Source organism: Nonomuraea roseoviolacea subsp. carminata (assembly GCF_024172185.1).
Taxonomy (GTDB): Bacteria; Actinomycetota; Actinomycetes; order Streptosporangiales; family Streptosporangiaceae; genus Nonomuraea; species Nonomuraea roseoviolacea.
Window position 1 is genome coordinate 8,629,346 of the sequence record NZ_JAMZEC010000001.1, and the last position, 23,339, is coordinate 8,652,684.

Consider the following 23,339-nt stretch of genomic DNA (forward strand, 5'->3'; position numbering starts at 1 on the left):
CGGCGTCCGGTTGATCACCTCCCGGACTGTCCGCGTCCTAGCGATTCATCGGGAGCCTCGAGAACAAACGAACACCATGAAGAACCTTGATCGATGACCCGCGACCGGGTGGATCAGGGTTGAGAGGGCCGCGTAGGCCGGTTTCGCGTCAGGTTCATGCCTGACCAATCCATCTCCATCGCCCGTTCCGGGCCGATGTTCTTCGTCCGTTCGTTTGCGGGCCCCCTCCCGGGGCCTGCCTCCCTGATCGCAAGGATCTTCGTGACCTCCCGTTCCTCCATGCGCGCCGAAGCCGTTCCGGCCGGCGCGACCAGCGTCGTAGCCCTCCTGATGGCAGTGGTCTTCCTGTCCCTGCTCGACTCGCAGATCGTCGCCACCGCGCTGCCCCGCATCGTCGCCGACCTCGGCGGCCTGAACCAGTTCGCCTGGGTCACCACCGGCTACCTCATCGCCGGCAGCGCCGCCGTCCCCGTCTACGGCAAACTCGGCGACCTGTACGGCCGCAAGCGCGTCTTCCTCGTCTCGATCCTGGTCTTCCTGGCCGGCTCGGCCGCCTGCGGCCTGGCTCACACCATGACCCAGCTGATCGCCTTCCGGGTCGTCCAGGGCATCGGCAGCGGCGGCCTGTTCATCTCGGTCCTGTCCATCCTCGGCGAGATGTTCACCCCCCAGCAGGGCGCCCGCTACTACGGCTGGTTCTCCCTGACCTTCGGCGCCGCGTCCCTGACCGGACCCACCCTCGGCGGCCTGCTCACCGACCTGGCCGGCTGGCGCTCGATCTTCCTGGTCAACCTGCCCCTCGGCGCACTCGTCGTGGCCGTCATCTCGATCCGGCTGCACCTGCCCGCCCAGCGCAGGCGGGCCCGCATCGACCACCTCGGCGTCATCCTCCTGGTCGCCGCGATCGTCGCGGTGAACCTGCTCACCACCTGGGCCGGCAGCGCCTATCCCTGGACCTCCCCGGTCATCCTCGGCCTGGCCGCCGCCTGCCTGCTCCTGCCGGTGCTGTTCGTCCTCGCCCAGCGCCGCGCCGCCGACCCGATCATCCCCTTGCGCCTGTTCGGCAACCGGACGTTCTCCATCGTCGTGGCGGTCGGCTTCGTCGCCGGGTTCCTCGGCCTGGGCATCGTCAACTACCTGGTGCTCTGGCTGCAGGCCGTCCTGTCCCTCGGCGTCCAGGCCTCCGGCTACCTGCTCACCGCGATGATGCTCGGCGTCGTGCTCACCTCCTACGCCTCCACCAAGCTGATCGCCCGCACCGGCTCCTACCGCCGCCATCCCAGCGCCAGCATGGTCCTGTTCGCGCTGACCGGACTGCTGTGCGCGGTCGTCGACGCCGGGCCGGTGCTCGCGACCGTCTTCCTGCTGCTGTTCGGCATCGCCGGCGGGCTCAACTCCCAGGCCCTGAGCCTGGCCGCCCGCAACGCCGCCGGCCGTGACGACATCGGCGCCGTCCAGGGCACCGCCACCATGGCCCGGCAGATGGGCACCGCGCTGGGCACCTCCTTCTTCGCCGCGCTCGTGACCGGCAAGCTCCCGGCCCGGCCTGGCCCGCCGCCTACGCCGACGCGCTGCACCTGGTCTTCGTCGCCGTCATCCCGATCGCGCTGATCGGGCTGGCCCTGTCCCTGTTCCTCCCCGACACCAAGCTCTCCCGTTCCTGAACCCCGAGAAGGGACCTCTCATGTTCCTCATCACCGGTGCCACCGGCACTGTCGGCTCCGAACTCCTCGCCCTGCTCGCCGACCGGAACGTCCCCGTCCGGGCCATGACCCGCCATCCCGCCAAGGCCGAGTTCCCCGCCGGCGTCGAGGTCGCCACCGGCGACTTCGACCGACCGGACAGTCTCGCCGCCGCCCTCGACGGTGTCGACAAGGTCTTCGTCCTGCCGCCCGGTTACGGCCCCGAGGGCCCCGTCCAGGAACGCAACCTGGTCGCCGCGGCGGTCAGGGCCGGGGTCTCCCATCTGGTCAAGCTGTCCACCAGCGGCGTCACCTTCGACGCCACCGACCCCATCAGCACCGGCCACCGGCTCGGCGAACAGGTCATCAAGGACTCCGGCCTGACGTGGACGATGCTGCGCCCCGGCACCTTCATGGCCTACCTGTACGGCTACGCCCGGACCATCGCCGGCGAGCACGCCATGTATGTCACCGAAGGCGACCCCGTGTCCGCGATGATCCATCCCCGCGACATCGCCGCCGTCGCCGCGCACGTCCTCACCACGCCCGGCCACGACGGTCAGGCCTACACCCTCACCGGTGGCCAGGCCTACTCACCGCGTGACCAGGCCGACATCATCGGCCAGGTCCTCGGCCGGCCGATCAGGCTCATCGAACGCACGCCGGCCGAGACCCAGGCGGAATTCGACCGCCTCGGCTGGTCGGGCCCTCGTCTGGAGGCGCTGCTGGAGCTCAAGCGCCAATCGACCGACTGGGACCGGAAGATCTTCGACACCGTCGAAAGGCTCACCGGCAAGCCACCGCTGACCCTCCACGACTGGGTCCGCGAGAACATCCACATCTTCCAGTGACGGACGCGGCCCGGACGCGGGCCGTGCTGCCGGCGATCCTCCGCGCCCTTCGGAGCTGGTCCGTGCGCGCGTCCAACTCGATGAGCAGGCATCTCGTCCAGCCGGACCGCACCGGCGTCGCCCGGCGCACCGCCGGCGAGAGAGGGTGGCGTGGCCGCTGGGGACAGCGCCTTGGTCCTGCGCGGCCCTCCGGCCGGCCACGCGCGGTGACGCGCCGGCCGGGAGGAGCCGCCGGCCGGCCGCGCCCGCGTCGTCCAGCGCTCCCGGCCCGGCGAACAACAGGGCGACACGTGATCGGCTGAGGAGCCGGCTCTGGACGCGGAGGGTGCTCGGGGACGGTTCGCCAAGGGAGGGGGCGCGCGACGGATCATGGTCGGCCGGGCGGGGGAGCTGCCGCCGGTTGTTGCGCACCGACGGCCCGTACATGCTCCGTGACGTCTTCCCCGAGGCGTTGCGCGGCGCGCCGGCCCCCCGGGATCCGGCCGTGTGGGAGGCCAGCCGCCTGGCCACCGGCCGCCCCTGGTCGCGCGCCGCGGGGACGGGGCTCGGATCCCTGGCCCGCGCGCTGGTCCGGGAGGTGCTGGGCTGGGTCGACCGGCACGGTGACACGGTGGTCGCGTTCTCCACGCGTGGACCTGGAGCGCGGCCTGAACGCCATGGGCGTGGCCACCCGGCGCTTCGGCGACGGCGGGGCGACGCGGCTGGGCGGGCTGGTGTGCTCCGCGTACGCCATGCCGGCTGCGGCCTTCTCGCGCGACGCTCACCCTGGACGGCAGTACGTGGGGGAGTGACCTCAGCTCGGCGAGGACGTGCCGGGGAAGAGCCGGATCACCGAACGGGCCAGGGCCTCGGGGTCCTCGCGGGCGGCCTCGGGGAGGGAGCCGCTCAGCCACAGGCAGGCGAAGCCGTGGACCAGCGACCAGGCGGCGATCGTGGTGAGGCGCTCCTGCGCCGGGGCGGGAGACAGCCTGCCGGAACTGGTGAGGAGCACCCGGGCCGCGCGCTCGCGCGCCGTCGTCAGGCCGGGATCGTCCATGCGGTACAGCTCCGGCCGGAACATCACCTCGAAGTAGGGCCGGTGGCCGACGGCGAAGCGGACGTAGGCGACCCCGACCTCCAGGGCGTCGTCACCCGCCCGCTCAAGGGCGTCGGCGAACATCCCGAAGCCCTCGGCGGCCACGGCGGTCAGCAGCCCCGTCTTGTCGCCGAAGTGGTGGGCGGGGGCGGCGTGCGAGACACCCGCCCGCCGGGCCAGCTCGCGCAGGCTCCAGCCGGCGGGGCCCGACTCGGCGATGGCCTCCAGGGCGGCGTCGAGGACGGCGCGCCGCAGGTTGCCGTGGTGGTAGCCGTTCTGCTTGATCGGTCTCACCTCCGCGCTCTCATGATCACGACCACCCTATCTTGACATTGACAAAATCGCGAGTGTGCCGCAATCTTTCCAGTGACTAGATTTTTCCCCTGGCAAGACCGGCAAGATTGGAGAAGGGGATGGCTCCGCTCATCGCCCTCATCGGTGGCTTCGTCGTCCTGCGCGTGCTCGGCGTGGCCGGCATCGAGGTCCTCGACGGCTGGCAGCCCGCACTGCGGGGCGCCCTCGCGCTGATGTTCGTCACCACCGGCGTCCCGCACTTCCTGCCCTCGTGGCGCCGCGACTTCATCGCGATGATCCCCCCGGCGTTCCCGCATCCCGCGTTGCTGGTCACCCTGACCGGGGTGCTGGAACTGGCCGGCGCCGCCGGGCTGCTCATCCCGCCCCTGGCGCCGCTGGCCGCGGGCGGGCTCGCGCTGCTCATGGCCGCCATGTTCCCGGCCAACGTCTCAGCCGCCCGCCGTGGCCTCACCCTGGGCGGCAAGCCCGTGACCCCGCTGCCCGTCCGCACCGCCCTGCAGGTGCTGTTCATCGCCGCCGCCGTCGCCGCGGCAGTCTAGGCCGGTCACCCGCCGGGAGAGTGACCGGGCTGGAGCCTGGCGAGGGCCGTGCGGGCGCGCTTCTCCTCGCCCCGGTTGTTCAGCTCCACGGCCAGGTCGAGGGCGGCGGTGTGCAACCGCGCGGCCCAGCCGGCCTCGCCCAGGCTCGCCGCGACCTCGGCCAGGTTGTTGAGCGCCCTGGCCTCGCCCCGCCGGTAGCCGAAGCGCCGGTACAGCTCCAGCGCCTGCTCGTGATGGTCGTGGGCCTCGGCGAGCCGGCCCAGCCGGGCGCGGGCCACGCCGAGGTTGTCCAGGGCGTCGGCCTCGCCGCCCCGGCTGCCGATCTCCCTGGACAGCTCCACCGCCTGGTGGTGCAGGTCGGCCGCGCGCGCGTACTGGCCCAGCCGCTCGTGGACGACGCCGAGGTGGTCCAGCGTCACGGCCTCGCCGAACCGGTCGCCGATCTCCCGGAACAGGTCGAGGGCGCGCAGGTCGGCCTCCCTGGCGCGTTCGTGCTCGCCCTCGTCGGTGCGCACCCGGCCCAGGCCGATCAGCGCCCGGGCCTGGCCGCGCGGGTCCTCCGCCGTGCGGCAGGCGGCCAGAGCGCTCTCGAAGTGTTCACGGGCGACGTCACGGCTGCCCTGCACCTGGTGCACCCAGCCCAGGTCGGTCAGTGCCCGCCCTTCGCCGGTCGCGTCCCCGCGGCTCCGGGCGGCCCGCAGGGCCTTGCCGTGGAGGGTGAGCGCGTCGTCGTGGTGGGCGTGGTCGTACAGATAGCGGTACAGCGTGGTGGCCAGCAGGCCGGTGTGCGCCGGATCGCGGTCGGCGGCCAGGACGAGGTTGGCGCGTTCGGCGTCCAGCCACGCCAGCGCCTGCGCGGCGTCATGGAGGGGGACCGGCGGGGGCGCGGATCGCTCGACGCGCGGCCGCCGGTGGGCGCTGTCGGGGTAGAGCACGTCCATGGCGGCCGACGCCGTAGACAACTGGTGGCCCAGCAGCCGGGTCAACGCCTCCTGCCCGACCCGCGGCGGGTCCTGCTCGGCCGCGAGCTGCGCGGCGTACCGGCTGAGCAGGTCATGCAGGATGTAGCGGCCGAGGGCGCGCTGCTGGAGCATGTGCGCGTCCAGGAGGTCCTCCAGCACGTCCTCGGCGTGCTCGACGGGCAGGTCGGCGAGCGCGGCGGCCGCGTGGGGCCCGATGTCGCGGCCGGGATGCAGCCCGAGCAGGCGGAAGAGCCGCTGCTGGTCGTCGGTGAGCTGCCGGTACGACAGCGTGAACGCGGCCGCCACGCCGCGTTCGGACCGGGCCAGCTCGGTGAGCCTGCGGCGCTCCTCGCGCAGGCGTCCGGCGAGGTGGGCGACGCTCCAGTGGGGGCGGTGCCGCAGGCGGGTGGCGGCGATGCGCACGGCCAGCGGCAGGAACCCGCACAGCAGCAGGACCTCCGCGACCGCCGCGGGCTCGGCGGCGGCGCGCTCGCCCACGATGCCGGTGAAGAGCGCGACGGCGTCGGGCAGGGGCAGCACGTCCATGGACAGGGTTCGCGCGCCGTCGAGGCCGGTGAGCCGCTGGCGGCTGGTGATGAGCACCAGGCTGTTCGAGGCGCCCGGCAGCAGGGGAAGGACCTGGGCGGTGTCGGCTGCGTTGTCCAGCACCAGCAGCACGTGGCGGCCGGCCAGCTCGGCCCGCCACAGGGCGGCCCGCTCCGTCATCGACGCGGGGATGCGCTCGGTCGGCACGCCGAGCTGGCGCAGCAGCGCCTCCAGCGCCTCGGCGGGTTCGAGCGGCCGCTGGCCCTCCGTGTGGGCGTGCAGGTCGATGAAGAGCCGGCCGTCGGGGTAGCGCTCGGCCAGCCGGTGCGCGGCGTGGACGGCCAGCGCGGTCTTGCCGATGCCCGCCATGCCGTCGATGGCGGAGATCGTCACCCCCTGGGAGGCGCCCTCGCACAGCTCCGCGAGCTGGGCGGAGCGGCCGGCGAAGTCGGCGATGTCGTACGGCAGGAACGCCGCCACGGGCCTGGCAGCGGCGGCGGGCGGCTCAGCCTCGGCGGGCAGGGTCCCGGCCACCGCCCCGAGGGACACGGCCGGCGGGCCGGCCGCCTGGGGGGACACGGCCGGCTCGCCGCGCAGCACGCTCTCCTCCACGGCCAGGAAGGCGTGGCCCGGATCCAGACCCTGCTCGTCGGCCAGCCTGCGGCGGTAGTCGCGGCCGACGGCCAGCGCGTCCGCCTGGCGCCCGGCGCGGTGCAGGGCCAGCATGAGCTGCCCTGCCAGCCGTTCCCGCAGGGGATGCACGGCCAGCTCGCCGGACAGCAGGTCGATGAGCTCGGCGTGCCCTCCGGCGGCGAGCTCCAGCTCCACCAGCCGCTCGACCGCGGCCAGCCGCTGGTCCTCCAGGCGGCCCCTGGCACCGTCGGCGTAGAAGGCCTGGACGTCGGCGAGGGCGGGCCCGCGCCACAGGGCGAGCGCTTCGCGCAGCGCCTTGACGGCCGTGGCCGGCTCGGACTCCGCCCCGGCCACGAGCCCGGCGAACTCCCGCGAGTCGAGCTGCCCGGGCTCCGGAACGATCACGTATCCCGCCGGGCGGGTCTGCACGAGGTGGGCCGCGTCCGCGGCGCGCAGCGTGCGCCGGATCGCGGTCAACGCGGCGTGCACCTGGGCGCGGGCCGTGTCCGGCGGCGTCGGCCCCCACATCGCGTCGATCAGCCGCTCGACGCTCAGCACCACACCGGCGTGCAGCAGGAGGTAGCCCAGGAACGCGCGGTGACGCGGGGCCAGGGCGGGAAGCGATCGGTCACCGGCGGACACCTCGACCGGGCCCAGGATCCGTAACCGCAGGTCCATCCGCGCATCCTACATTCGCCCCTTCTGCCGTAGAGGCCGGCCCCATCGGCGGTGCATCGACATCGCATAGCGAACGTATCGACGGCCCTCCCCATGCTGGTCACATCAGCCGATCACCCCTGATGAGGAGGCTCCCATGCAGGCACGCATGAAGAACCCCGCCGTCGTCCTTCCCGGCGCCATGAAGGCGCTCATGGACCTCACCAAGGCCGCCGACCAGGCCGGGCTGCCCAAGGTCACCGTGGACCTGGTGCTGCTGCGGGCCAGCCAGATCAACGGCTGCAGCGTCTGCGTCGACATGCACGCCAAGGACCTGCGCAAGGCGGGCGAGAGCGACGAGCGGCTGTTCGCCGTGGCGGCCTGGCGCGAGGCGCCGTACTTCACCGACGCCGAGCGCGCCGCTCTGGCCCTGGCCGAGCAGGTCACCCGGCTCGCCGACGGCGGCCAGGTCAGCGACGAGCTGTGGGACGAGGTCGCCGACCTCTACTCCGAGACCGAGCTCGCCGCGCTGATCATGACGATCTCCACCGTCAACCTCTGGAATCGCCTCAACGCCTCCACGCGGCAGATCGCCGGTGCGGCGTGGTAGCGGTCGCGCTGGTCACCGGCGCGAACAAGGGCATCGGCTTCGAGGTCGCGCGCCTGCTGGCCGAATCCGGTGTCACCGCGATCGTCGGCGCCCGTGACGAGGAGCGGGGCCGCGCCGCGGCCGAGCGGCTCGGCCTGCCGTTCGTGCGGCTCGACGTCACCGACGCGGCCTGCGTCCGCGCCGCGGCGGCGTGGGTCGAGCAGGAGTACGGCCGGCTCGACATCCTGGTCAACAACGCCGGGATCACCTTCGACGACGGACCGCCCAGCCAGGCCACCACCGCCGAGGCCCGCCAGGTCTACGAGACGAACGTGTTCGGCGTCATCGAGGTCACCAACGCGATGCTGCCGCTGCTGCGCCGCTCACCGGCGGGCCGCATCGTGAACGTCTCCAGCGAGCGCGGCTCGTTCGGGCGCACCCTGGACCAGGAGCATCCGCTGTGGCCGATGTTCAACCTCGTCTACTGCTCCTCCAAGGCCGCCCTGAACATGATCACCGTGTCCTACGCCAAGGAGCTCTGGGACACCCCGATCAAGGTCAACGCGGTCGACCCGGGCTGGGTCAAGACCGACATCAACCACAACAGCGGCATCAAGACCCCCGAAGAGGGCGCCACGCCGATCGTCGCCATGGCGCTGCTGGACACCGACGGCCCGACCGCCGGCTTCGTCCAGCACGAAGGCCCTCTTCCCTGGTGACCCGCGACAACCCCGTGAAGGAGACGACAGCTATGGATCTACGTCATGCGGTCCGGGGGCGTGTGCTGCTCCCCGGCGAGGACGGGTTCGACGAGGCGGCCGGCCCGTGGGCGGTGGGCGTCCGCCAGCCGGTGTCCGCCGTCGTGGAGGCCGAGGACGCGGCGGACGTGGCGGCGCTGGTGCGCTACGCCCGCGAAGCCGGGCTGACGGTCACCGCCCAGCCGTCGGGCCACGGCGCATCGGGCGACGTGCAGGGCGTGATCCTGCTGCGCACCGCCCGCCTGGACGAGGTGGAGGTCGATGCCCCGGCGCGCCTGGCCCGCGTCGGCGCCGGAGTGCGGTGGGGCCGGGTGCTGGCCGAGACCGGCAGACACGGCCTGACCGGGCCGGTCGGGAGCAGCCCGGCCGTGACGGTCGCCGGGTTCCTCGCCGGCGGGGGCGTCTCGTGGTTCGGCCGCGCGTACGGGTGGGCCGCCGACTCGGTGCGCGCCTTCGAGATCGTCGACGCCGACGGCGAGCAGGTGCGCGTCACCGCCGAATCCGACGGGGAGCTGTTCTGGGCGCTGCGCGGCGGCGGCGGGGACTACGCGCTCATCACCTCCATCGAGCTGGCGCTGTACCCGGCGCCCAGCGTGTACGGCGGCCGGATCACCTGGCCGGCCACCCACGCCGGCGCGGTCTTCGACGCCTTCCGCCGCGTCACCGCGGACGCCCCCCGTGAGCTGTCGGTGTGGGTCAACCGGATGGCCCCGCCGCCGCCCGCGCCGGCGATGGTCGGAGTCGACGTGACCTACCTCGGCGACGACGCCGAGGCCAAGGCGCTGCTGACCGCCTTCGACGAGATCGGCGGCAGCAGCTCCGACACGCGCGGCCTCATGGACATCGCAGACCTGGGGACCATCGCGGCCGAGCCGACCGACCCAAGCCCGATGCTCGCCCGCACCGAGCTGCTGACCGGCCTGGACGAGGCGACGCTGGACACGCTCGCCGGCGCCGACCTCGCACCGCTGCTGAACCTGCAGGTCCGGCACCTGGGCGGGGCGCTGTCCGAGGCCGACCCCGCCGGTGGCGCGGGCGGCCCGCTGGCCGAGCCGTACCTGCTCTACCTGCTCGGCCTGCGGCTGCCCCACCTGGCCGACGCGGTGCGGGGCAAGCAGGCTGCCCTGGTCGAGGCGCTGGGCCAGGCCGTCAGCGGCCGCAAGCCGTACACCTTCCTCGCCCCGGGGGACCACGCCGCCCAGGCCTTCCCCGCCGGCACCCTGGCCCGGTTGCGCGAGGTCAAGCGCGACCGCGACCCCTATGGCGTGTTCCGCGCCAACTTCCCGGTCCTGGACTGAAAAGAGCAACCACCATGTTGAAGATCGCAGCCGCAGCCGCGCTGGTCGCCGCCCTGACAGCGGCGCCGGCACCCGCCGAAGCGGCGGGCGGCAGGTGGACGGCGGCCTGGGCGGCCGGCGTCCAGCGACCCTCGCCCGACGTCTGGTATCCCACCTGGGCGGAGAAGGGCTTCACGAACCACTCCGTACGGCAGACGGTCCGGGTCACCGCCGCCGGCTCGGCGGTGCGGATCAGGCTCTCCAACGCCTACGGCGTCACCCCGCTCCGGCTCACCGGCGCCAGCGTGGGCAAGGCCGGCGCGGGCGCCGCCGTCCAGCCGGGCACGCTGCGCCCGCTGACCTTCGCCCGCGCCGCCTCCCTCGACATCCCCGCCGGCGGGCAGGCCGCGAGCGATCCCGTGCGGCTGGCGGTCGAGCCGGGCGACCGGCTGACGGTGACCCTGTACGTCGAGGGCGCGACCGGCCCGGCCACCTACCACAACCTCGCCCAGGCCACCTCCTACCGGGCCTCCGGCGACCACACCCGCGACCTCGGTGCGGCCGCCTTCGCCGAGACCAACACCTCGTGGTTCTACCTGTCGGGAGTGGACGTCCAGGGCGGGGCGCCCGCGGTGGCGGCCTTCGGCGACTCCATCACCGACGGGTACGCCGCGACCCTGGACGCCGACGACCGTTACCCGGACGCGCTGGCCCGCAGGCTGAACGGCAGGCGGCCGGTGCTCAACCTCGGCATCGCCGGCAACCGCCTGCTCAACGATTCGGCGTGCCTGGGCGAGCGAGGGGTGACGCGCTTCCGCCGGGACGTGCTCGACCAGCCCCGCATCAGGAGCGTGATCGTGCTGGAGGGCATCAACGACATCGTCCTGGCCGCGCAGGACCCCACCCCCTGCACCACGCCCGTGGTCGAGGTCAGCGCCGGCGACCTGATCGGCGGCTACCGGAAGCTCATCCGCGCCGCCCACGCGCGCGGGGTGCGGATCATCGGCGGCACCCTGCTGCCGGCGCGCCTGACCGGCGACGCCGAGGCCGTCCGTGACGCGGTCAACGCGTGGATCCGGACCGGCGGCGAGTTCGACGCGGTCGCCGACTTCGAACGCGCCGTCGCCGACCCCGCCGACCCCGACCGGATCCGGCCGGCCTTCGACAGCGGCGACCACCTGCACCCCAACCCCGCGGGGTACCAGGCGATGGCCGACGCCGTCGATCCGCGCGCCCTGTGACAGGCGGGGCTCAGCGGCGCAGGGCGGTCTCCCGCTCGACCCGCGACAGCTTCGCGGGGTTGCGCACCGCGTAGAGGCCGGTGATGAGGCCGTCCTCGACGCGGATCGCCATGACGGTGTCGACCTCGCCGTCGACCCGGACGATCAGGGCCGGGTGGCCGTTGACCTGCGCCGGGTGCAGCGTCGCCACGGCGTTGATCCGGCCCAGCAGCTCGGCCACCGTGCCGGCCCCCACGACGGGGGCCAGGGCGGCCCGCACGACCCCGCCGCCGTCGGTCAGCAGCACGACGTCCGGCGCGAGGACGTCGAGCAGCCGTTGCAGGTCGCCGGTGACGACCGCCCGCCGGAAGGCCTCCAGGGCGTCGCGGGTCTCGTCCGGGGAGACGAGCCCGCGTGGCCGGCGGGCGGCGACGTGCGCCCGGGCCCGGTGGGCGATCTGGCGGACCGCGGCCGGATTCTTGCCGACGGCCTCGGCGATCTCGTCGTAGGACAGGTCGAACACCTCGCGCAGCACGAACACCGCCCGCTCGGTCGGCCCCAGCGTCTCCATCACCAGCAGCATCGCCATCGACACGCTGTCGGCCAGCTCGACGTCCTCGGCCACGTCCGGCGCGGTCAGCAGCGGCTCGGGCAGCCACGGCCCGACGTAGGACTCCTTGCGCCGGCCCAGCGAACGCAGCCGGCCCAGCGCCTGGCGCGTGGCGATCCGCACCAGGTAGGCGCGCTGGTCCTGCACGGTGCCGAGGTCGACGCCCGCCCACTTCAGCCAGGTCTCCTGCAGGACGTCCTCGGCGTCGGCGGCCGAGCCGAGCAGCTCGTAGGCGACGGTGAACAGCAGGTTGCGGTGGGTGACGAACGCCTCGGTGGCGGTGTCCTGGCCGCCGCCGGCGCGCGGCTCCGGGGTGTCCGCCGTCGGCTCGCCGCGCTCGTTCATGGCTGGCTCCTGTCTGTTGGCTGTCGGCCGTGCCGCACACAGGACGCCGGCGCCGGCCCGTTTGTGACACCCGCCGGCGGTGGCGTACGTCACACAGCAGAGCTGTCACAAGCGTCGGGCCGTCGGCATCTTGTGGTCGTTCAGTGCGGCAGCACACGACACCACGAATGAGGACGAACATCATGGCACCCCGTATGGACCTGAACAGCACCGAGTTCGGCGCCAAGATCGCCAAGCGGTTCTTCAACGTCAGCCTGGCGATCGAGCAGTCCACGCTGCCCAGGGCCACCCAGAACCTGGTGATGCTGCGCGCCAGCCAGATCAACGGCTGCGGCTTCTGCGTCGACTACCACTTCAAGGACGCCGTGGCCGCCGGCGAGAGCGTCGTCCGGCTCAACCTGGTCTCCGCCTGGCGCGAGTCCACCGTGTTCACCGACGCCGAGCGGGCCGCGCTGGCGCTCGCCGAGGAGGGCACCCGGCTCGCCGACGCCCACCACGGCGTGTCCGACGCGACCTGGGCCCGGGCGCGCGAGCACTACGACGACGAGCAGATCACCGCGCTGGTCTACCTGATCGCCATGATCAACGCCGCCAACCGGCTCGGCGTGATCGTGCGCACCCAGGGCGGCGCCTACGAGCACGGTCAGTTCGCCGCCCTGGCGAACTGACCGGCAGGCCGATCCGCGGCCGTGGGCGGCGGGTCAGCCCGCCGTCCACGGCCGCAGCTTGTCCGGGTTGCGCACGGCCCAGATACGGGTGATCCGCTCGCCCGCGACCTCGAAGGCGAACACCGCCTCGATGACGCCGTCGCGCTGCGCCACCAGGCCGGGCTGGCCGTTGACGGTCCGCTCCAGGATCGTCATGCCGGGCGCCCTGCCGGTGACCTCGATCAGGTACCGCGCGATCCGCTCGCCGCCCTCGACGGGGTCGAGCACGGCGCTGACGACGCCGCCGCCGTCGCCGACCGCCGTGGCCCGGGGATCGAGCAGGCCGATGAGGGCGTCGATGTCCTTGGCCTCCCACGCCTGCTTGAAGTCCCTGACGACGCCGGCCCGCCGGGCCGTGGAGGTCGCCGGGGTCCGCGCGTCGCGGATGCGGCGGCGGGCCGAGGAGGCGAGCTGGCGGCAGGCCGCCGGGCTGCGGCCGACGATCTCGGCCACCTCGCCGAAGGAGTAGCGGAAGACGTCGTGCAGGATGAACGCCACCCGCTCGGCCGGGGTCATCGACTCCAGCACGACGAGGAACGCCATGTTGACCGACTCGTCCAGCGTGACCCGGTCGGCCGGGTCGGCCGTGGTGTCGCCCGGCCGCTCCTCGATCCACTCCGTACGGTCGGGCAGCGGCTCGGGGATCCACTCGCCCACGTAGCTCTCGCGCCGGGCGCGGGCCGAGCCGAGCACGTCGAGGCAGATGCGGCTGGCGACCGTCGTCAGCCAGCCGCCGGGGGACGCGACGGCCTGCTGCCGCTCCCGGGACATGGCGTACCAGCGGGCGTAGGTCTCCTGCACGACGTCCTCGGCGTCGGCCAGGGAGCCCAGCAGCCGGTAGGCGAGATTGATCAGCTGGCGCCGCTCGTTCACGATCGCGCTCAGGCCCGGGTCGAGCCGGCCGTCCGCCGGCTCGGAAGGGGTGGTCATGGTGTCGCCGGCTCTCCTTCGTCGCGGGTGCTTCCACCCGTACGACGAGACAGCGCCCCGGAATGTGAGGTCAGGCGCCCGGCCTCACATTCCGGGGGCCTTCCTCGTCGTACGGGTGATGAACGACTCCTCCCTGAAGCGAGCAGGTATGACCACCATGACCACCCTCAGCGCGCTGACCGGCGACTACGTCCTCGACCCCGCCCGCACCCGGATCGGCTTCGTCGCCAAGCACACGTTGGCCACCCGGGTGCGCGGGCGTTTCGAGGAGTTCGAGGGCGGCGCGCACCTGGACGGCGACGACCCGTCGAGGTCCGGCGTCCGGCTCACGATCCGGGCCGCCAGCATCGATACCGGCAACCGGCGGCGCGACGACCAGCTGCGCGACATGTTCCTGCACGTGGCGGACCACCCGACCCTCACCTTCACCTCCACCGGGGTGCGCCACCTCGGCGGGACGGGCTTCGCGGTCACCGGCGCCCTGACCATCCGCGGCGTGACCAAGCCGGTCACCGTGAACCTTGAGCTGACCGGCACGCGGGGCGAGTCCGAGGTGTCGTTCACGGGCGGCGTCACGCTCGACCGCAACGACTGGGGCGTGAACGCGAACGCCGCGACCCGCGTCATGGTCAGCCCGAAGGTGGCGCTGGAGCTCGACGTCGCCGCGATCCGGCGGGCCTGACGCCGGCCAGGACCTGACGGTCGCCGCTCAGCCGAGGACGAACGGGATGCGCGCCGCCAGCTCGCCCAGCGCGGCCCGCTCCTCGCCGGTCGGGGCGCGCCGTCCGGTGCCGACCAGCAGCGCGTCGGTGTCGGAGAACGACGCAGGGAAGGCGGTCCCGGCGATCCGCTCCAGCGTCTCGCGGCAGTGGGCGAGCCCCTCCGCGGGCGGCCCCGCGACGCCCGGCAGGTGCGCGACCAGGTCGAGGTGGTGCAGCGTCCACTCCATCACGTACGCGCAGAGGTAGTCGCCCGCCGTGATGACCTGGTCGCGGGTGCCGACCCGCAGGCCCGGGTCGGCCAGCTCGGCGGCGCGGCCGGCGGCGGAGCCGACGTCGTCGAGGTGGAACTTCAGCAGCCGGGGCTCGCCGTAGGCGGCGGCCAGCCGGACGGTCAGCGCGTCGAGCGGGTCGTCGCCGGTCGGCGGCGTCCGGGAGACCTCCCAGTAGGTCACCGCGTCGCGGGTGGGCTCGCTCGCGGCGGGGGTGACGAGGGTGATCAGCACGTCCTGGGCGTCGATGACCAGGTGGCACACCAGGTCCCGGACGAGCCAGCCGGCGCAGCCGGACGGCCGGGCGAAGGCGTCGTCGGCGAGTTCGGCGACCGTGGTGCGCAACGCCGTCCAGGAGCGTGAGAAGAGATCCACATCGGCACGGTAGTTCGGCGCCGCGCGCGCCGACAAGCGCACCGGCCGCGAGGACCACACCGACCCCCATGCCCTTCTTGCCGGCCCTCCGCCCGAGCTTGTGCTCCTTGACCTTGCCTCGCCCGAACCCGCGGGTTCCGGCAGGCGGCCACATTCACCGGGGCACCGCTTCCAGGAGCCGCGCCCTGTGACCGGAGCTCCTCGACGAACGCGGCGGCGAGTCGAGCGCCCCTGTTCACCAGGTGACGGGGAGCTCGTGGAGGCCGTAGATCACGGCGTCGCTCTTGAACGGCAGCTCCTCGACCGGCGCGGCCAGCCGCAGGGTGGGGACGCGGCGGAACAGCGTGTCGAAGACGATCTGCAGTTCGAGACGGGCCAGGTTCTGGCCGAGGCACTGGTGCGGGCCGAACCCGAACGCCAGGTGGTGGCGCGCCCCGCGTTCGACGTCCAGGCGGGCCGGATCGGCGAACGCCGCCGGGTCCCGGTCGGCCGACAGGCCCGAGACGACGACGCCCTCCCCGGCCCTGATGACGGCCTCACCGATCCGCACGTCCTCGGTGGCCACCCGCGAGGTGACCAGGTCGGCGATGGAGAAGAAGCGCAGCAGCTCCTCCACGGCCAGGGGCGTCTTGCCCGGGTCAGTGGTGATCAGGTCGAGCTGCTGGGGGTGGGTGAGCAGCGCGACGACGCCGAGCGAGATCATGTTCGCGGTGGTCTCGTGCCCGGCGGTCAGCAGCAGGAAAGCCAGGCTCACCAGGCCGGCGTGGTCCAGGGCGCCGTCCTGGCGCTGCCGGGCGATCTGCCGGCTGAGCAGGTCGTCGCCGGGCTCGGACTCCTTGCGGGTGACCAGCTCGTCCATGAAGGCGCGCAGCTCGGCGAGCGCGCCCAGGCGCTCCTGCGACGACGAGGTCCGGCTCACCGCCACGGCCGTGCGGCTCTGGAAGAAGTCGTGGTCGGTGTACGGCACGCCGAGCAGTTCGCAGATCACCAGCGAGGGCACCGGCAGGGACAGCGCCCGCACCAGGTCCACCGGGCGCCGGTCGGCGGCGAGCAGGTCGTCGACGAAGTGGTCGACGATGTCCTGGATGCGCGGGCGCAGCGCGGCCAGCCGCTTCACGGTGAACTCGCCGACCACCGGCCGGCGGGCCGCGGCGTGTTCGGCGCCGTCCATGCCGACCATGAGCGGCGGCTGGGCGCGCAACTGCCGCTGGGTCTGCGGGTCGGCCAGGACGAACGGGAAGCCGTCCTTGCGCCGGTCGGAGGAGAAGCGGCGGTCGGCGAGGACGGCACGGGCTTCCTCATGCCCGGACACGAGCCATCCCTCGGCGCCGTCCATCAGGCGGACCCTGCTGATCGGCGCTTGCTCGCGCAGCCGATCGTGCCCGGCGGGCGTGGCGAACGGGCAGCCCCGCTCGACCGGCAGCTGCGGAACGGTGACGCTCTTGGTCATCGATGACCTCCCGGTAAGAGATCCGGCTGGATGGGGTGGGGACAGCTCCGGCGGCGAGGTGACGGCCGCCGGTGCTCACCGCACGGTGAGCGGGGTCGCGGAGGCGATGCGGGTCAGCTTCGCGGGGTTGCGGACGTAGTACAGGCCGGTGATGCGGGCGTCCTCGACGCGGACCGCCATGACGCCGTCCACCTCGCCGTCGACGCGGAAGAGCAGCGCCGGGCCGCCGTTGACGACGACGGGCTCGGTGGTGAGCGTGACATGGGCCTTGCCGATGCCGCCGGCGATGTAGCGGGCCACCTTGTCGGAGGTGCTGATGGGCCGCAGCGCGGCCTGCTTGACGCCGCCGCCGTCGCTCACCAGGACGACCTCGGGGGCCAGCACGTCGAGCAGGCGCTGCGGGTCGCCGGTTTCGAGGGCGCTTCGGAACGACTCCAGCGCCGCCCGGCTCTGGCGCGCGGAGACGGGCTTGCGGGGGCGGCGGGCCTCGACGTGCCGGCGGGCGCGGTGCGCGATCTGGCGGACGGCGTCGGGGCTCTTGCCGACGGCGGCCGCGATCTCGTCGTAGCCGACGTCGAAGACCTCGCGCAGCACGAAGACGGCGCGCTCGGTCGGCGCCAGCGTCTCCAGGACGAGCATGAGCGCCATCGACACGCTCTCGGCGAGCACGACGTCCTCGGCCGCGTCCGGCGCGGTGAGCAGCGGCTCGGGCAGCCACGAGCCGACGTACGCCTCCTTGCGCAGCTTCAGGCTGCGCAGCCGGTTGAGCGACTGCCGGGTGGTGATCCGGATCAGGTAGGCGCGCTGGTCCTGCACCTGGTCCAGGTCGGTCTTGACCCATCGCAGCCACGTCTCCTGGAGGACGTCCTCGGCGTCGGCCGCCGAGCCGAGCATCTCGTAGGCGACGGTGAACAGCAGGTTGCGGTGGGCGAGGAAGGCCTCGGTCGCCGCGTCGGTGGCGTGGTCGCTCATGTCTCGTTCCTTGTCGCGGGCGGGCCGTCCGTCGTGGCCCGCCCCTGAGGTCGGCGTCGGCCGCGGGTCACCGCTTCGCCGGGGCGAGGGCGCCCTGGGCCTCCGCCGACAGATCCTGCCAGCCGGCCCAGGTCCTGAGCCGGTCGGCGTACCCCTGCCGGGCGCCCGGGGTCACCAGGCGGCGGGGCCGAGGCGGTCCACGAAGATCCCGCTCGGCCCGTCGGCGTCGATCATCGCGAGCCGGACGATCGAGTCGGTGCCCTCGGTGACCGTGAGCTGGCCGGTGTGGCGGTTCATGTCGGTGGCCGCGAACTTGCGGTTGGCGATCTCGCCGGGGGTGGCGACGTTGAACTTGATGTGCGGCAGCGCCTGGGCGTACCGGACGGTGATCATGTTCAGCGCCGCCTTGGAGGAGCTGTAGGCCAGCTCGTGCATCGCCGAGACCGGCTGGTTCGGGTCGGTCACGACCGCGAAGGAGCCGCCGCCGCTGGACACCATGACCACGCGCGGGTTCTGCGCCGCCTCAAGCAGGGGCAGGAACGCGTGGGTGACCCTGATCGGGCCGTAGACGTTGGTGTCGTAGACGGAGTGGACCTCCTCGACCGTCGCGTCCGCCGGCGGGACGGCCCTTCCGGGGGCGCCGGCGTTGTTGATCAGCACGTCCAGCCGGTCGGTGTGCTCGCGCACGAGCCGTACGGCGGCGGCGACGGACTCGTCGGAGGTCACGTCCAGGGGGACGAGGACCACGTCGGCGCCGTCGGCGGCCAGCTTGTCGGCGGCCTCCCGGCCCCGGCCCTCGTCACGCGAGCCGAGGAAGATCTTCCACCCGTGTCCGGCGAGCCGCCGGGCCGCCTCGAGACCGAGCCCCTTGTTGGCCCCGGTGATCAGCGCCGACGTCTGCTCCGTGTGCGCCATGCCGTTCATGTCTGGCCTTCCCTTCGTGGTGGGTCGGCATCAAGACACGGCGCCGGCGACGCTTGTGACAGGTTGTGAGGCAGATCACCCTGATGTCAGGGGGAGGTCCGCTCGTCGGGCGGCTCATGGACGACGTCGGCCAGGACGGTGGTCACGACCTTGCGGACGGCCTCGGGCGAGGGCGGGCCGGCATCACGGTCGGCGAACAGCAGGTGCCCGGCCCCGATGAGGGCGGGGGCGAGGGCGTCCACGTCGGCCCGGGGCGCGATGCGGCCGCGCTCGCGCTCGGCGGCGAGGTAGGAGGCGATGACCGCCGCCGCCTCGGTCAGGAGGGGCAGGCCGGACGGGGTGGTCGCGCGCAGCCGCGCGCGCAGCTCGTCGCGCACGATGACGAGCCCGACGATCGCCGTGGCGACCGGCCCGAACAGGTCGGTCAGCATGCCGGCGAGGTGGCCGGTGACGGTGCCGGTGCCGGCGGCGGCGAGCAGGGCGGCGCCCTGGCTCTGGAGGCGGGCGATGCGGTCGCGCACCAGCTCGGCCAGGAAGTCGTCGAAGTCGTCGAAGTGCCGGTGCAGGACGCCCTTGGCGCAGCCCGCCTCGGTGGTGACCGCTCTGCTGGTCAGCGCGCTCGGCCCCTCGCGTCGCAGGACGCGCTCGGCGGCGTCGAACAACTGCTCGCGCGCGTCGCGCATGGCTATCCCTGTCGGCACCGTGGATCCTTCCCGGCCGGCGTGCCCCGGCGAGGGGGCGCGTCGTGTTCGTGGGCGGGCGCTCACCGTTGATGGGCGCCCGCCCACTCTATCGTCGCGCCCTGGGCAGGTGCTTCGTCACCATCGCGGGGGTCTCACGGCTGGGTGCCTTCGGCGATCCACCGGGCGAAGAGCTCGACGCGCTCGGCGGGCCAGGCGCCGTCGCACGGCATGCCGCCCTGGCGCAGCCGCTGCAGGATGGCCTCGGCGTGCCGGGTGACGTCCTCGTGCGACCACAGGTCGAAGGCGAAGCTCATCGACTTGCGGTCCATCTCGCGAAACAGCGGCCTGATGTGGTCGGCGAAGCCGACCGGCTCGTCCGGCGCCGGCAGCCGTACGTCCACGGGCTGCTCGGGCGGCGCGAGGGCGGAGGCGCGGGAGCCGGGCCTGGCCTCGCAGACCCACCACCATCGGGGCACGGGCATGTGCGGCGGGGGAGTCGCGCCCGGCTGGGAGTTCTCCAGCGCGATCCGGGAGCCCCATTCGACGTAGCCGGCGAACGCGGCCCGGAACTCCGGGTCGGCGGGCAGTCCGGCGTCGTCGGCGGCCTGGCTCATGAGCTGCGCCCAGCGGGCCCGCCACTGCTCGGTCAGGGCCTTGCCGGCGTGCTCGCCGACCATGCGGTCGTAGCCGCCGTAGCGCTCGGTGTAGAGGCTCGGCCCGCCGAACGTCTCGGCGAGCCACGTGGCGACGCGTTCGGGATGGTCGGGTGACATCCGGGCGAACAGCGGGCCGAGCAGGTCGTCCTGCGGGACGTACTTCTCGTAGAAGATGTGCGTCATGCGGCGCAGCGCGGGCAGGCCGCCGGCCCACTCGAACAGGGTCGGGTCCTGCGAGAGCGGCGGGTCGGCGAAGCCCACGTAGTAGTGCATGCCGCTGCACAGCGGCTTGTTGCGGGAATGGCCGCACCGGCACAGGCTGTAGTGCTCGCGGGAGGCGTCGCCGTCGAGCGGGACGCCGCCGGTGACGCGGTAGGGGCCGTCCTTGGACACCTCGATGGCGGGCGGGCGCCGCGGGTCGGGGACCTGGTGACCGTCGATCACGGCGCCGAGCGCGCCGGACGGGCACGCGCGCACGGCCCGGACGATCTCGTCGGCCCGGCCGCCGCTGGGCGCCACGAACGGCTCCTGGTCCACCCGGAACACCTTCGGCAGCCGGTCGGTGCAGAACCCGGAGTGGGCGCACCTGCCGCGGTTGTCGGTGACGGTGACCTGCACGCCTTCGTGGGTGTCGAGCCGGTCGGGCACCCGGGCCGGGTCCTTGGCGCCGCTGAAGCCGGCGCGGGCGTGGCTGCCGTCGCACAGGGGCTTGGTGGCGGACTGTCCGCACCGGCACAGCGCCATCTGCGGGAACGTCTGGACGGGCTCGCCCAGCCAGTTCGTGACGTCGGTGACGTTGGTGACCAGGTACGGCCCGTCGGTGGCGACCTCGACCCCCGCCTCCAGCTCGCCCTGGAGGGCGGCGAGCTCCTCGATCCGCCGGCGCAGGGCGTCGGCGTCCTCGGCGGCCAGGCAGGCCAGGTGCTGCAACGCGGCGGTGGCCTCGATCAGGCCCTCGTGAGCGCCGGGCCGGGCGCGCAGCCGCGTGGCGTCCTTGGCCAGCTCCCACAGGCGTTCGGCGGGGGCGCCGTCCTCGCCGGCCTCGGTTTCCGCCTGCGCCCCTGTCGCGGCGACGGCCGCGCTCAGGGGCCGCAGCACGGTGTCGGCGAGGGGGTCGCCGGGCGCCAGGTCCCGGTTGAGCAGGCGGGCGCGGGCCAGCAGCTCGGCGGTGTTCATCGGCTGCCGAATCTGGCGTCGTAGTGCTTCATCTCCTGGATGGCGCCGAAGAAGGGCTTGACGGCGGCGAAGAACTCGGCGAACCGGGGGCTGCGGCGAAAGCCCTGCTCGTGACCCTCGACAGAGTCCCACTCGATGCGCACGGTGTAGTGCTCGGGCTCCTCGACGCCTCGGGCGACCTCGTAGCTCAGGCAGTGCGGGTCGTCGTCGAGCACGCCGGAGGCGCTCTTGTACGCCTGCTCGAACTCCTCGGCCCGCTCGGCGGGCACGGTGTAGCGGATGTATTCGATGACCACGAGGGGACTCCTTTGTAGAGTGAACTCGGGGAAGACTTTCGTTACATTACAGCATTGTAATGAAACAGGCGGGATCATGACACGGAAGACCGGGCGGACGCGCGACGCCACCATCGACGACCGGATCCTGGCGGTCGCCCGCAGGCACCTGGCCGCGTACGGCTACGAGCGCATGTCGCTGGCCGCCGTCGCGCAGGAGGCGGGCACCACCCGCCCGGCCCTGTACCGCAGATGGCCCGGCAAGGCAGAGCTGGCCGCCGCCGCGGTGGCGAGCATGGGCGAGGAACAGCAGGCGAGCCCACCGGCCGACCCCTACGCCGCGCTGGTCGCCGAGCTGGAGGACTTCCAGCGGGGCGTGTCCCGGCCGGGCCGGCTCTCGCTCGTCGGCACCATGCTCCAGGAGACCACCGAGCCCGAGGTGCTCGCCCGTTACCGCGCCCGGGTGATCGCCCCGCGCCGCCGCCGCATCCTCGCCATCCTGCGCTCGGCGCAGGAGACGGGCCTCATCGACGCCGACGCCGATCTGGAGATCGCCGTCACCATGTGCACGGGCAGCTGGTACGGCCGGGCGCTGGCCGAGCCCGTTCCCCCGCCGCGCTGGCCGGAACGGACCGCGGCCCTGGTCTGGCGCGCCCTCGGCGGCCGCTGACCCCACCGCTGACCCCACTGCGGCGCGGCGGTCGTGTGGCGCAGGTCACCCGGGCGCGCTGTCACAACGACCGGGCCGTCGGCATCTTGTGTTCGTCCACTGCGATACGCGACAAACACGAGGAAACGCCATGAACACCGCGCTTGACACCCTTCGCCGTGACTTCGGCGGCGACATCATCGAACCGGGCGCGCCGGAGTACGAGCCGGCCAGCCGCTCGGTGCTGGCGTCGGGCAGCCCGGCCTTCGTGCTGCGGCCCAGGAGCACCGGGGACGTGCGGGCGGCCGTCCGGTTCGCCGCCGGGGCGGGGCTGGAGCTGTCGGTGCGCGGCGGCGGCCACGCCTTCGCGGGGTTCGGCACCAACGACGGCGGCGTCGTGATCGACCTGGGGCTGCTGGCGAGCGTGGAGGTCACCGACAAGGAACGCCACCTGGTGCGGATCGGCGGCGGCGCCACCTGGGGTCAGGTCGCCGACGCCCTGGCCCCGCACGGCCTGGCGATCTCCTCGGGCGACACCAGGAGCGTCGGGGTCGGCGGGCTGACGCTGAGCGGCGGCATCGGCTGGAAGGTGCGCAAGTACGGCCTGGCGCTGGACAACGTGGTCGCCGCGGAGGTGGTCACCGCCGCCGGCGAGGTCGTGCCGGTGAGCGCGCAGGAGAACCCGGAGCTGTTCTGGGCGATCCGCGGCGGCGGCGGCAACCTCGGCGTCGTGACCTCCTTCGTCTTCGCCGCCCACCCGACGACCGACGTCTTCTACGGCCGGATCGCCTTCCCGGCCTCCCAGGCGGGCGCCGTGCTCCAGGGCTGGGCGCGGCACCTGCGCACCGCGCCCGAGGAGCTCACCTCCATCGTGAGCTTCGCCAACCCCTTCGCCGGCGGCCCCGAGGCGCCGGTCGAGATCCAGGTCGCCTTCGACGGCGACGATCCCGGGCTCGCGGCCCGGGCCATCGACCCGATCCGCCGGCTCGGCACGGTGATCGACGACGACGTGGCGCCGCGCCCGTACGCGGACACGCTCGTGGAGGGCGCGACCCCGCCGCCCGGCATCCGGCTGGTGACCCGCAGCGGCTTCGTCGGCGAGCAGGCGGTGCCCGAGGCGCTGCGGATCCTCGCCGAGGCGGGGGCGTCGCAGGGGTCGCCGTTCATCGCCGTGCGCAGCCTCGGCGGCGCGGTGTCGCGGGTCGCGGCCGACGCTACCGCCTACGCGCACCGCGCGGCGGAGCTGATGGTGGTGACCACCACCCTGGGCCCGGCGCCGGTCGTCGAGGCGGCCCGGCCCGCGCTGGACGCGCTGTGGGCCAGGCTCGCGCCCCACGTGGACGGCGCCTACGCCAACTTCCTCGCCTCGGCCACGCAGGAGGACGTCGCCGCGGTGTATCCGGCGCCGACGTACGAGCGGCTCGCCGCGGTCAAGCGCCACTACGACCCGGGCAACCTGTTCGCCGGCAACCACAACGTCCGGCCCCGCTAG

The 23,339-nt window shown here is 73.5% G+C and carries 23 protein-coding genes; 12 read left to right on the top strand and 11 right to left on the bottom strand.

The features are described from left to right. Positions 1-261: 261 nt before the first annotated feature. From HD595_RS40080 to HD595_RS40095, 3 genes are all read left to right on the top strand, one after another. Positions 262-1,611, top strand: coding sequence for an MFS transporter (locus HD595_RS40080; RefSeq protein WP_253778652.1), 1,350 nt, complete (start codon positions 262-264; stop codon positions 1,609-1,611). A gap of 73 nt (positions 1,612-1,684) precedes the next feature. Continuing rightward, positions 1,685-2,533, top strand: a complete 849-nt coding sequence (locus tag HD595_RS40085; protein ID WP_253778655.1) for an SDR family oxidoreductase — start codon at positions 1,685-1,687, stop codon at positions 2,531-2,533. 629 nt (positions 2,534-3,162) lie between these two features. Continuing rightward, positions 3,163-3,324 carry a hypothetical protein gene (locus HD595_RS40095; protein ID WP_253778658.1) on the top strand — a complete coding sequence of 54 codons (162 nt, stop codon included), beginning with the start codon at positions 3,163-3,165 and terminating at the stop codon, positions 3,322-3,324. Positions 3,325-3,326: 2 nt separating this feature from the next. On the opposite strand, the gene HD595_RS40100 is transcribed toward HD595_RS40095, so the two are convergent. Next, entirely contained in the window at positions 3,327-3,902 is a 576-nt protein-coding gene (locus tag HD595_RS40100; RefSeq protein WP_253778661.1) for a TetR/AcrR family transcriptional regulator, read from the bottom strand. A 119-nt stretch (positions 3,903-4,021) separates the two neighbouring features. On the opposite strand from HD595_RS40100, the gene HD595_RS40105 reads away from it, so the two are divergent. Then, positions 4,022-4,462 (top strand): DoxX family protein, encoded by a 441-nt coding sequence (locus HD595_RS40105; protein ID WP_253778663.1) that lies wholly within the window; start codon positions 4,022-4,024, stop codon positions 4,460-4,462. A 5-nt stretch (positions 4,463-4,467) separates the two neighbouring features. Here HD595_RS40105 and HD595_RS40115 read toward each other — a convergent pair whose 3' ends face one another. Continuing rightward, the gene (locus HD595_RS40115) at positions 4,468-7,281 is read right to left on the bottom strand and encodes an AfsR/SARP family transcriptional regulator (protein ID WP_301309723.1); all 2,814 of its coding nucleotides are present in this window, start codon (positions 7,279-7,281) and stop codon (positions 4,468-4,470) included. A 136-nt stretch (positions 7,282-7,417) separates the two neighbouring features. Here HD595_RS40115 and HD595_RS40120 point away from each other — a divergent pair, with 136 nt between their 5' ends. The 4 genes from HD595_RS40120 to HD595_RS40135 are packed head-to-tail and all read left to right on the top strand — an operon-like array spanning position 7,418 to position 11,125. Further along, positions 7,418-7,870 carry a carboxymuconolactone decarboxylase family protein gene (locus HD595_RS40120; protein WP_253778666.1) on the top strand — a complete coding sequence of 151 codons (453 nt, stop codon included), beginning with the start codon at positions 7,418-7,420 and terminating at the stop codon, positions 7,868-7,870. Beyond that, complete coding sequence (locus tag HD595_RS40125) at positions 7,864-8,568, top strand: SDR family oxidoreductase (RefSeq protein ID WP_253778669.1); 705 nt, start codon at positions 7,864-7,866, stop codon at positions 8,566-8,568. The genes HD595_RS40120 and HD595_RS40125 overlap by 7 nt, the downstream gene beginning before the upstream one ends. A gap of 32 nt (positions 8,569-8,600) precedes the next feature. Beyond that, positions 8,601-9,905, top strand: a complete 1,305-nt coding sequence (locus tag HD595_RS40130) for an FAD-binding oxidoreductase (protein WP_253778674.1) — start codon at positions 8,601-8,603, stop codon at positions 9,903-9,905. 14 nt (positions 9,906-9,919) lie between these two features. Next, positions 9,920-11,125, top strand: coding sequence for an SGNH/GDSL hydrolase family protein (locus tag HD595_RS40135; protein WP_253778677.1), 1,206 nt, complete (start codon positions 9,920-9,922; stop codon positions 11,123-11,125). Between the two features lie 10 nt (positions 11,126-11,135). Here HD595_RS40135 and HD595_RS40140 read toward each other — a convergent pair whose 3' ends face one another. After that, positions 11,136-12,059 (bottom strand): RNA polymerase sigma-70 factor, encoded by a 924-nt coding sequence (locus HD595_RS40140; RefSeq protein ID WP_253778680.1) that lies wholly within the window; start codon positions 12,057-12,059, stop codon positions 11,136-11,138. Positions 12,060-12,241: 182 nt separating this feature from the next. Here HD595_RS40140 and HD595_RS40145 point away from each other — a divergent pair, with 182 nt between their 5' ends. After that, positions 12,242-12,727, top strand: coding sequence for a carboxymuconolactone decarboxylase family protein (locus tag HD595_RS40145; protein ID WP_253778681.1), 486 nt, complete (start codon positions 12,242-12,244; stop codon positions 12,725-12,727). Between the two features lie 33 nt (positions 12,728-12,760). Here the strand turns inward: HD595_RS40145 and sigJ are convergent, their stop codons facing one another. After that, positions 12,761-13,696 (bottom strand): RNA polymerase sigma factor SigJ, encoded by a 936-nt coding sequence (sigJ, locus tag HD595_RS40150; RefSeq protein ID WP_253778683.1) that lies wholly within the window; start codon positions 13,694-13,696, stop codon positions 12,761-12,763. Between the two features lie 148 nt (positions 13,697-13,844). Here sigJ and HD595_RS40155 point away from each other — a divergent pair, with 148 nt between their 5' ends. Next, positions 13,845-14,378 (top strand): YceI family protein, encoded by a 534-nt coding sequence (locus HD595_RS40155; protein WP_253778685.1) that lies wholly within the window; start codon positions 13,845-13,847, stop codon positions 14,376-14,378. 27 nt (positions 14,379-14,405) lie between these two features. Here the strand turns inward: HD595_RS40155 and HD595_RS40160 are convergent, their stop codons facing one another. From HD595_RS40160 to HD595_RS40190, 7 genes are all read right to left on the bottom strand, one after another. Then, positions 14,406-15,062 carry a maleylpyruvate isomerase N-terminal domain-containing protein gene (locus HD595_RS40160; RefSeq protein WP_253778687.1) on the bottom strand — a complete coding sequence of 219 codons (657 nt, stop codon included), beginning with the start codon at positions 15,060-15,062 and terminating at the stop codon, positions 14,406-14,408. A 235-nt stretch (positions 15,063-15,297) separates the two neighbouring features. Beyond that, the gene (locus HD595_RS40165; RefSeq protein ID WP_253778689.1) at positions 15,298-16,512 is read right to left on the bottom strand and encodes a cytochrome P450; all 1,215 of its coding nucleotides are present in this window, start codon (positions 16,510-16,512) and stop codon (positions 15,298-15,300) included. A 75-nt stretch (positions 16,513-16,587) separates the two neighbouring features. Next, positions 16,588-17,484, bottom strand: a complete 897-nt coding sequence (locus HD595_RS40170; protein WP_253778691.1) for an RNA polymerase sigma-70 factor — start codon at positions 17,482-17,484, stop codon at positions 16,588-16,590. Positions 17,485-17,655: 171 nt separating this feature from the next. Then, positions 17,656-18,408, bottom strand: coding sequence for an SDR family NAD(P)-dependent oxidoreductase (locus HD595_RS40175; RefSeq protein WP_253778693.1), 753 nt, complete (start codon positions 18,406-18,408; stop codon positions 17,656-17,658). Between the two features lie 86 nt (positions 18,409-18,494). Next, entirely contained in the window at positions 18,495-19,109 is a 615-nt protein-coding gene (locus tag HD595_RS40180) for a TetR/AcrR family transcriptional regulator (RefSeq protein ID WP_253778695.1), read from the bottom strand. Between the two features lie 134 nt (positions 19,110-19,243). Further along, on the bottom strand, positions 19,244-20,923 hold the full coding sequence (locus HD595_RS40185; RefSeq protein WP_253778697.1) for a CDGSH iron-sulfur domain-containing protein: 1,680 nt from the start codon (positions 20,921-20,923) through the stop codon (positions 19,244-19,246). Then, positions 20,920-21,219, bottom strand: a complete 300-nt coding sequence (locus tag HD595_RS40190) for an antibiotic biosynthesis monooxygenase family protein (protein ID WP_253778700.1) — start codon at positions 21,217-21,219, stop codon at positions 20,920-20,922. Before HD595_RS40190 ends, HD595_RS40185 begins: the two co-directional genes overlap by 4 nt. A gap of 76 nt (positions 21,220-21,295) precedes the next feature. Here HD595_RS40190 and HD595_RS40195 point away from each other — a divergent pair, with 76 nt between their 5' ends. Together HD595_RS40195 and HD595_RS40200 are read left to right on the top strand one after the other, a co-directional pair. After that, positions 21,296-21,868 (top strand): TetR/AcrR family transcriptional regulator, encoded by a 573-nt coding sequence (locus tag HD595_RS40195; RefSeq protein WP_253778702.1) that lies wholly within the window; start codon positions 21,296-21,298, stop codon positions 21,866-21,868. 130 nt (positions 21,869-21,998) lie between these two features. Next, positions 21,999-23,339, top strand: coding sequence for an FAD-binding oxidoreductase (locus HD595_RS40200; protein WP_253778704.1), 1,341 nt, complete (start codon positions 21,999-22,001; stop codon positions 23,337-23,339).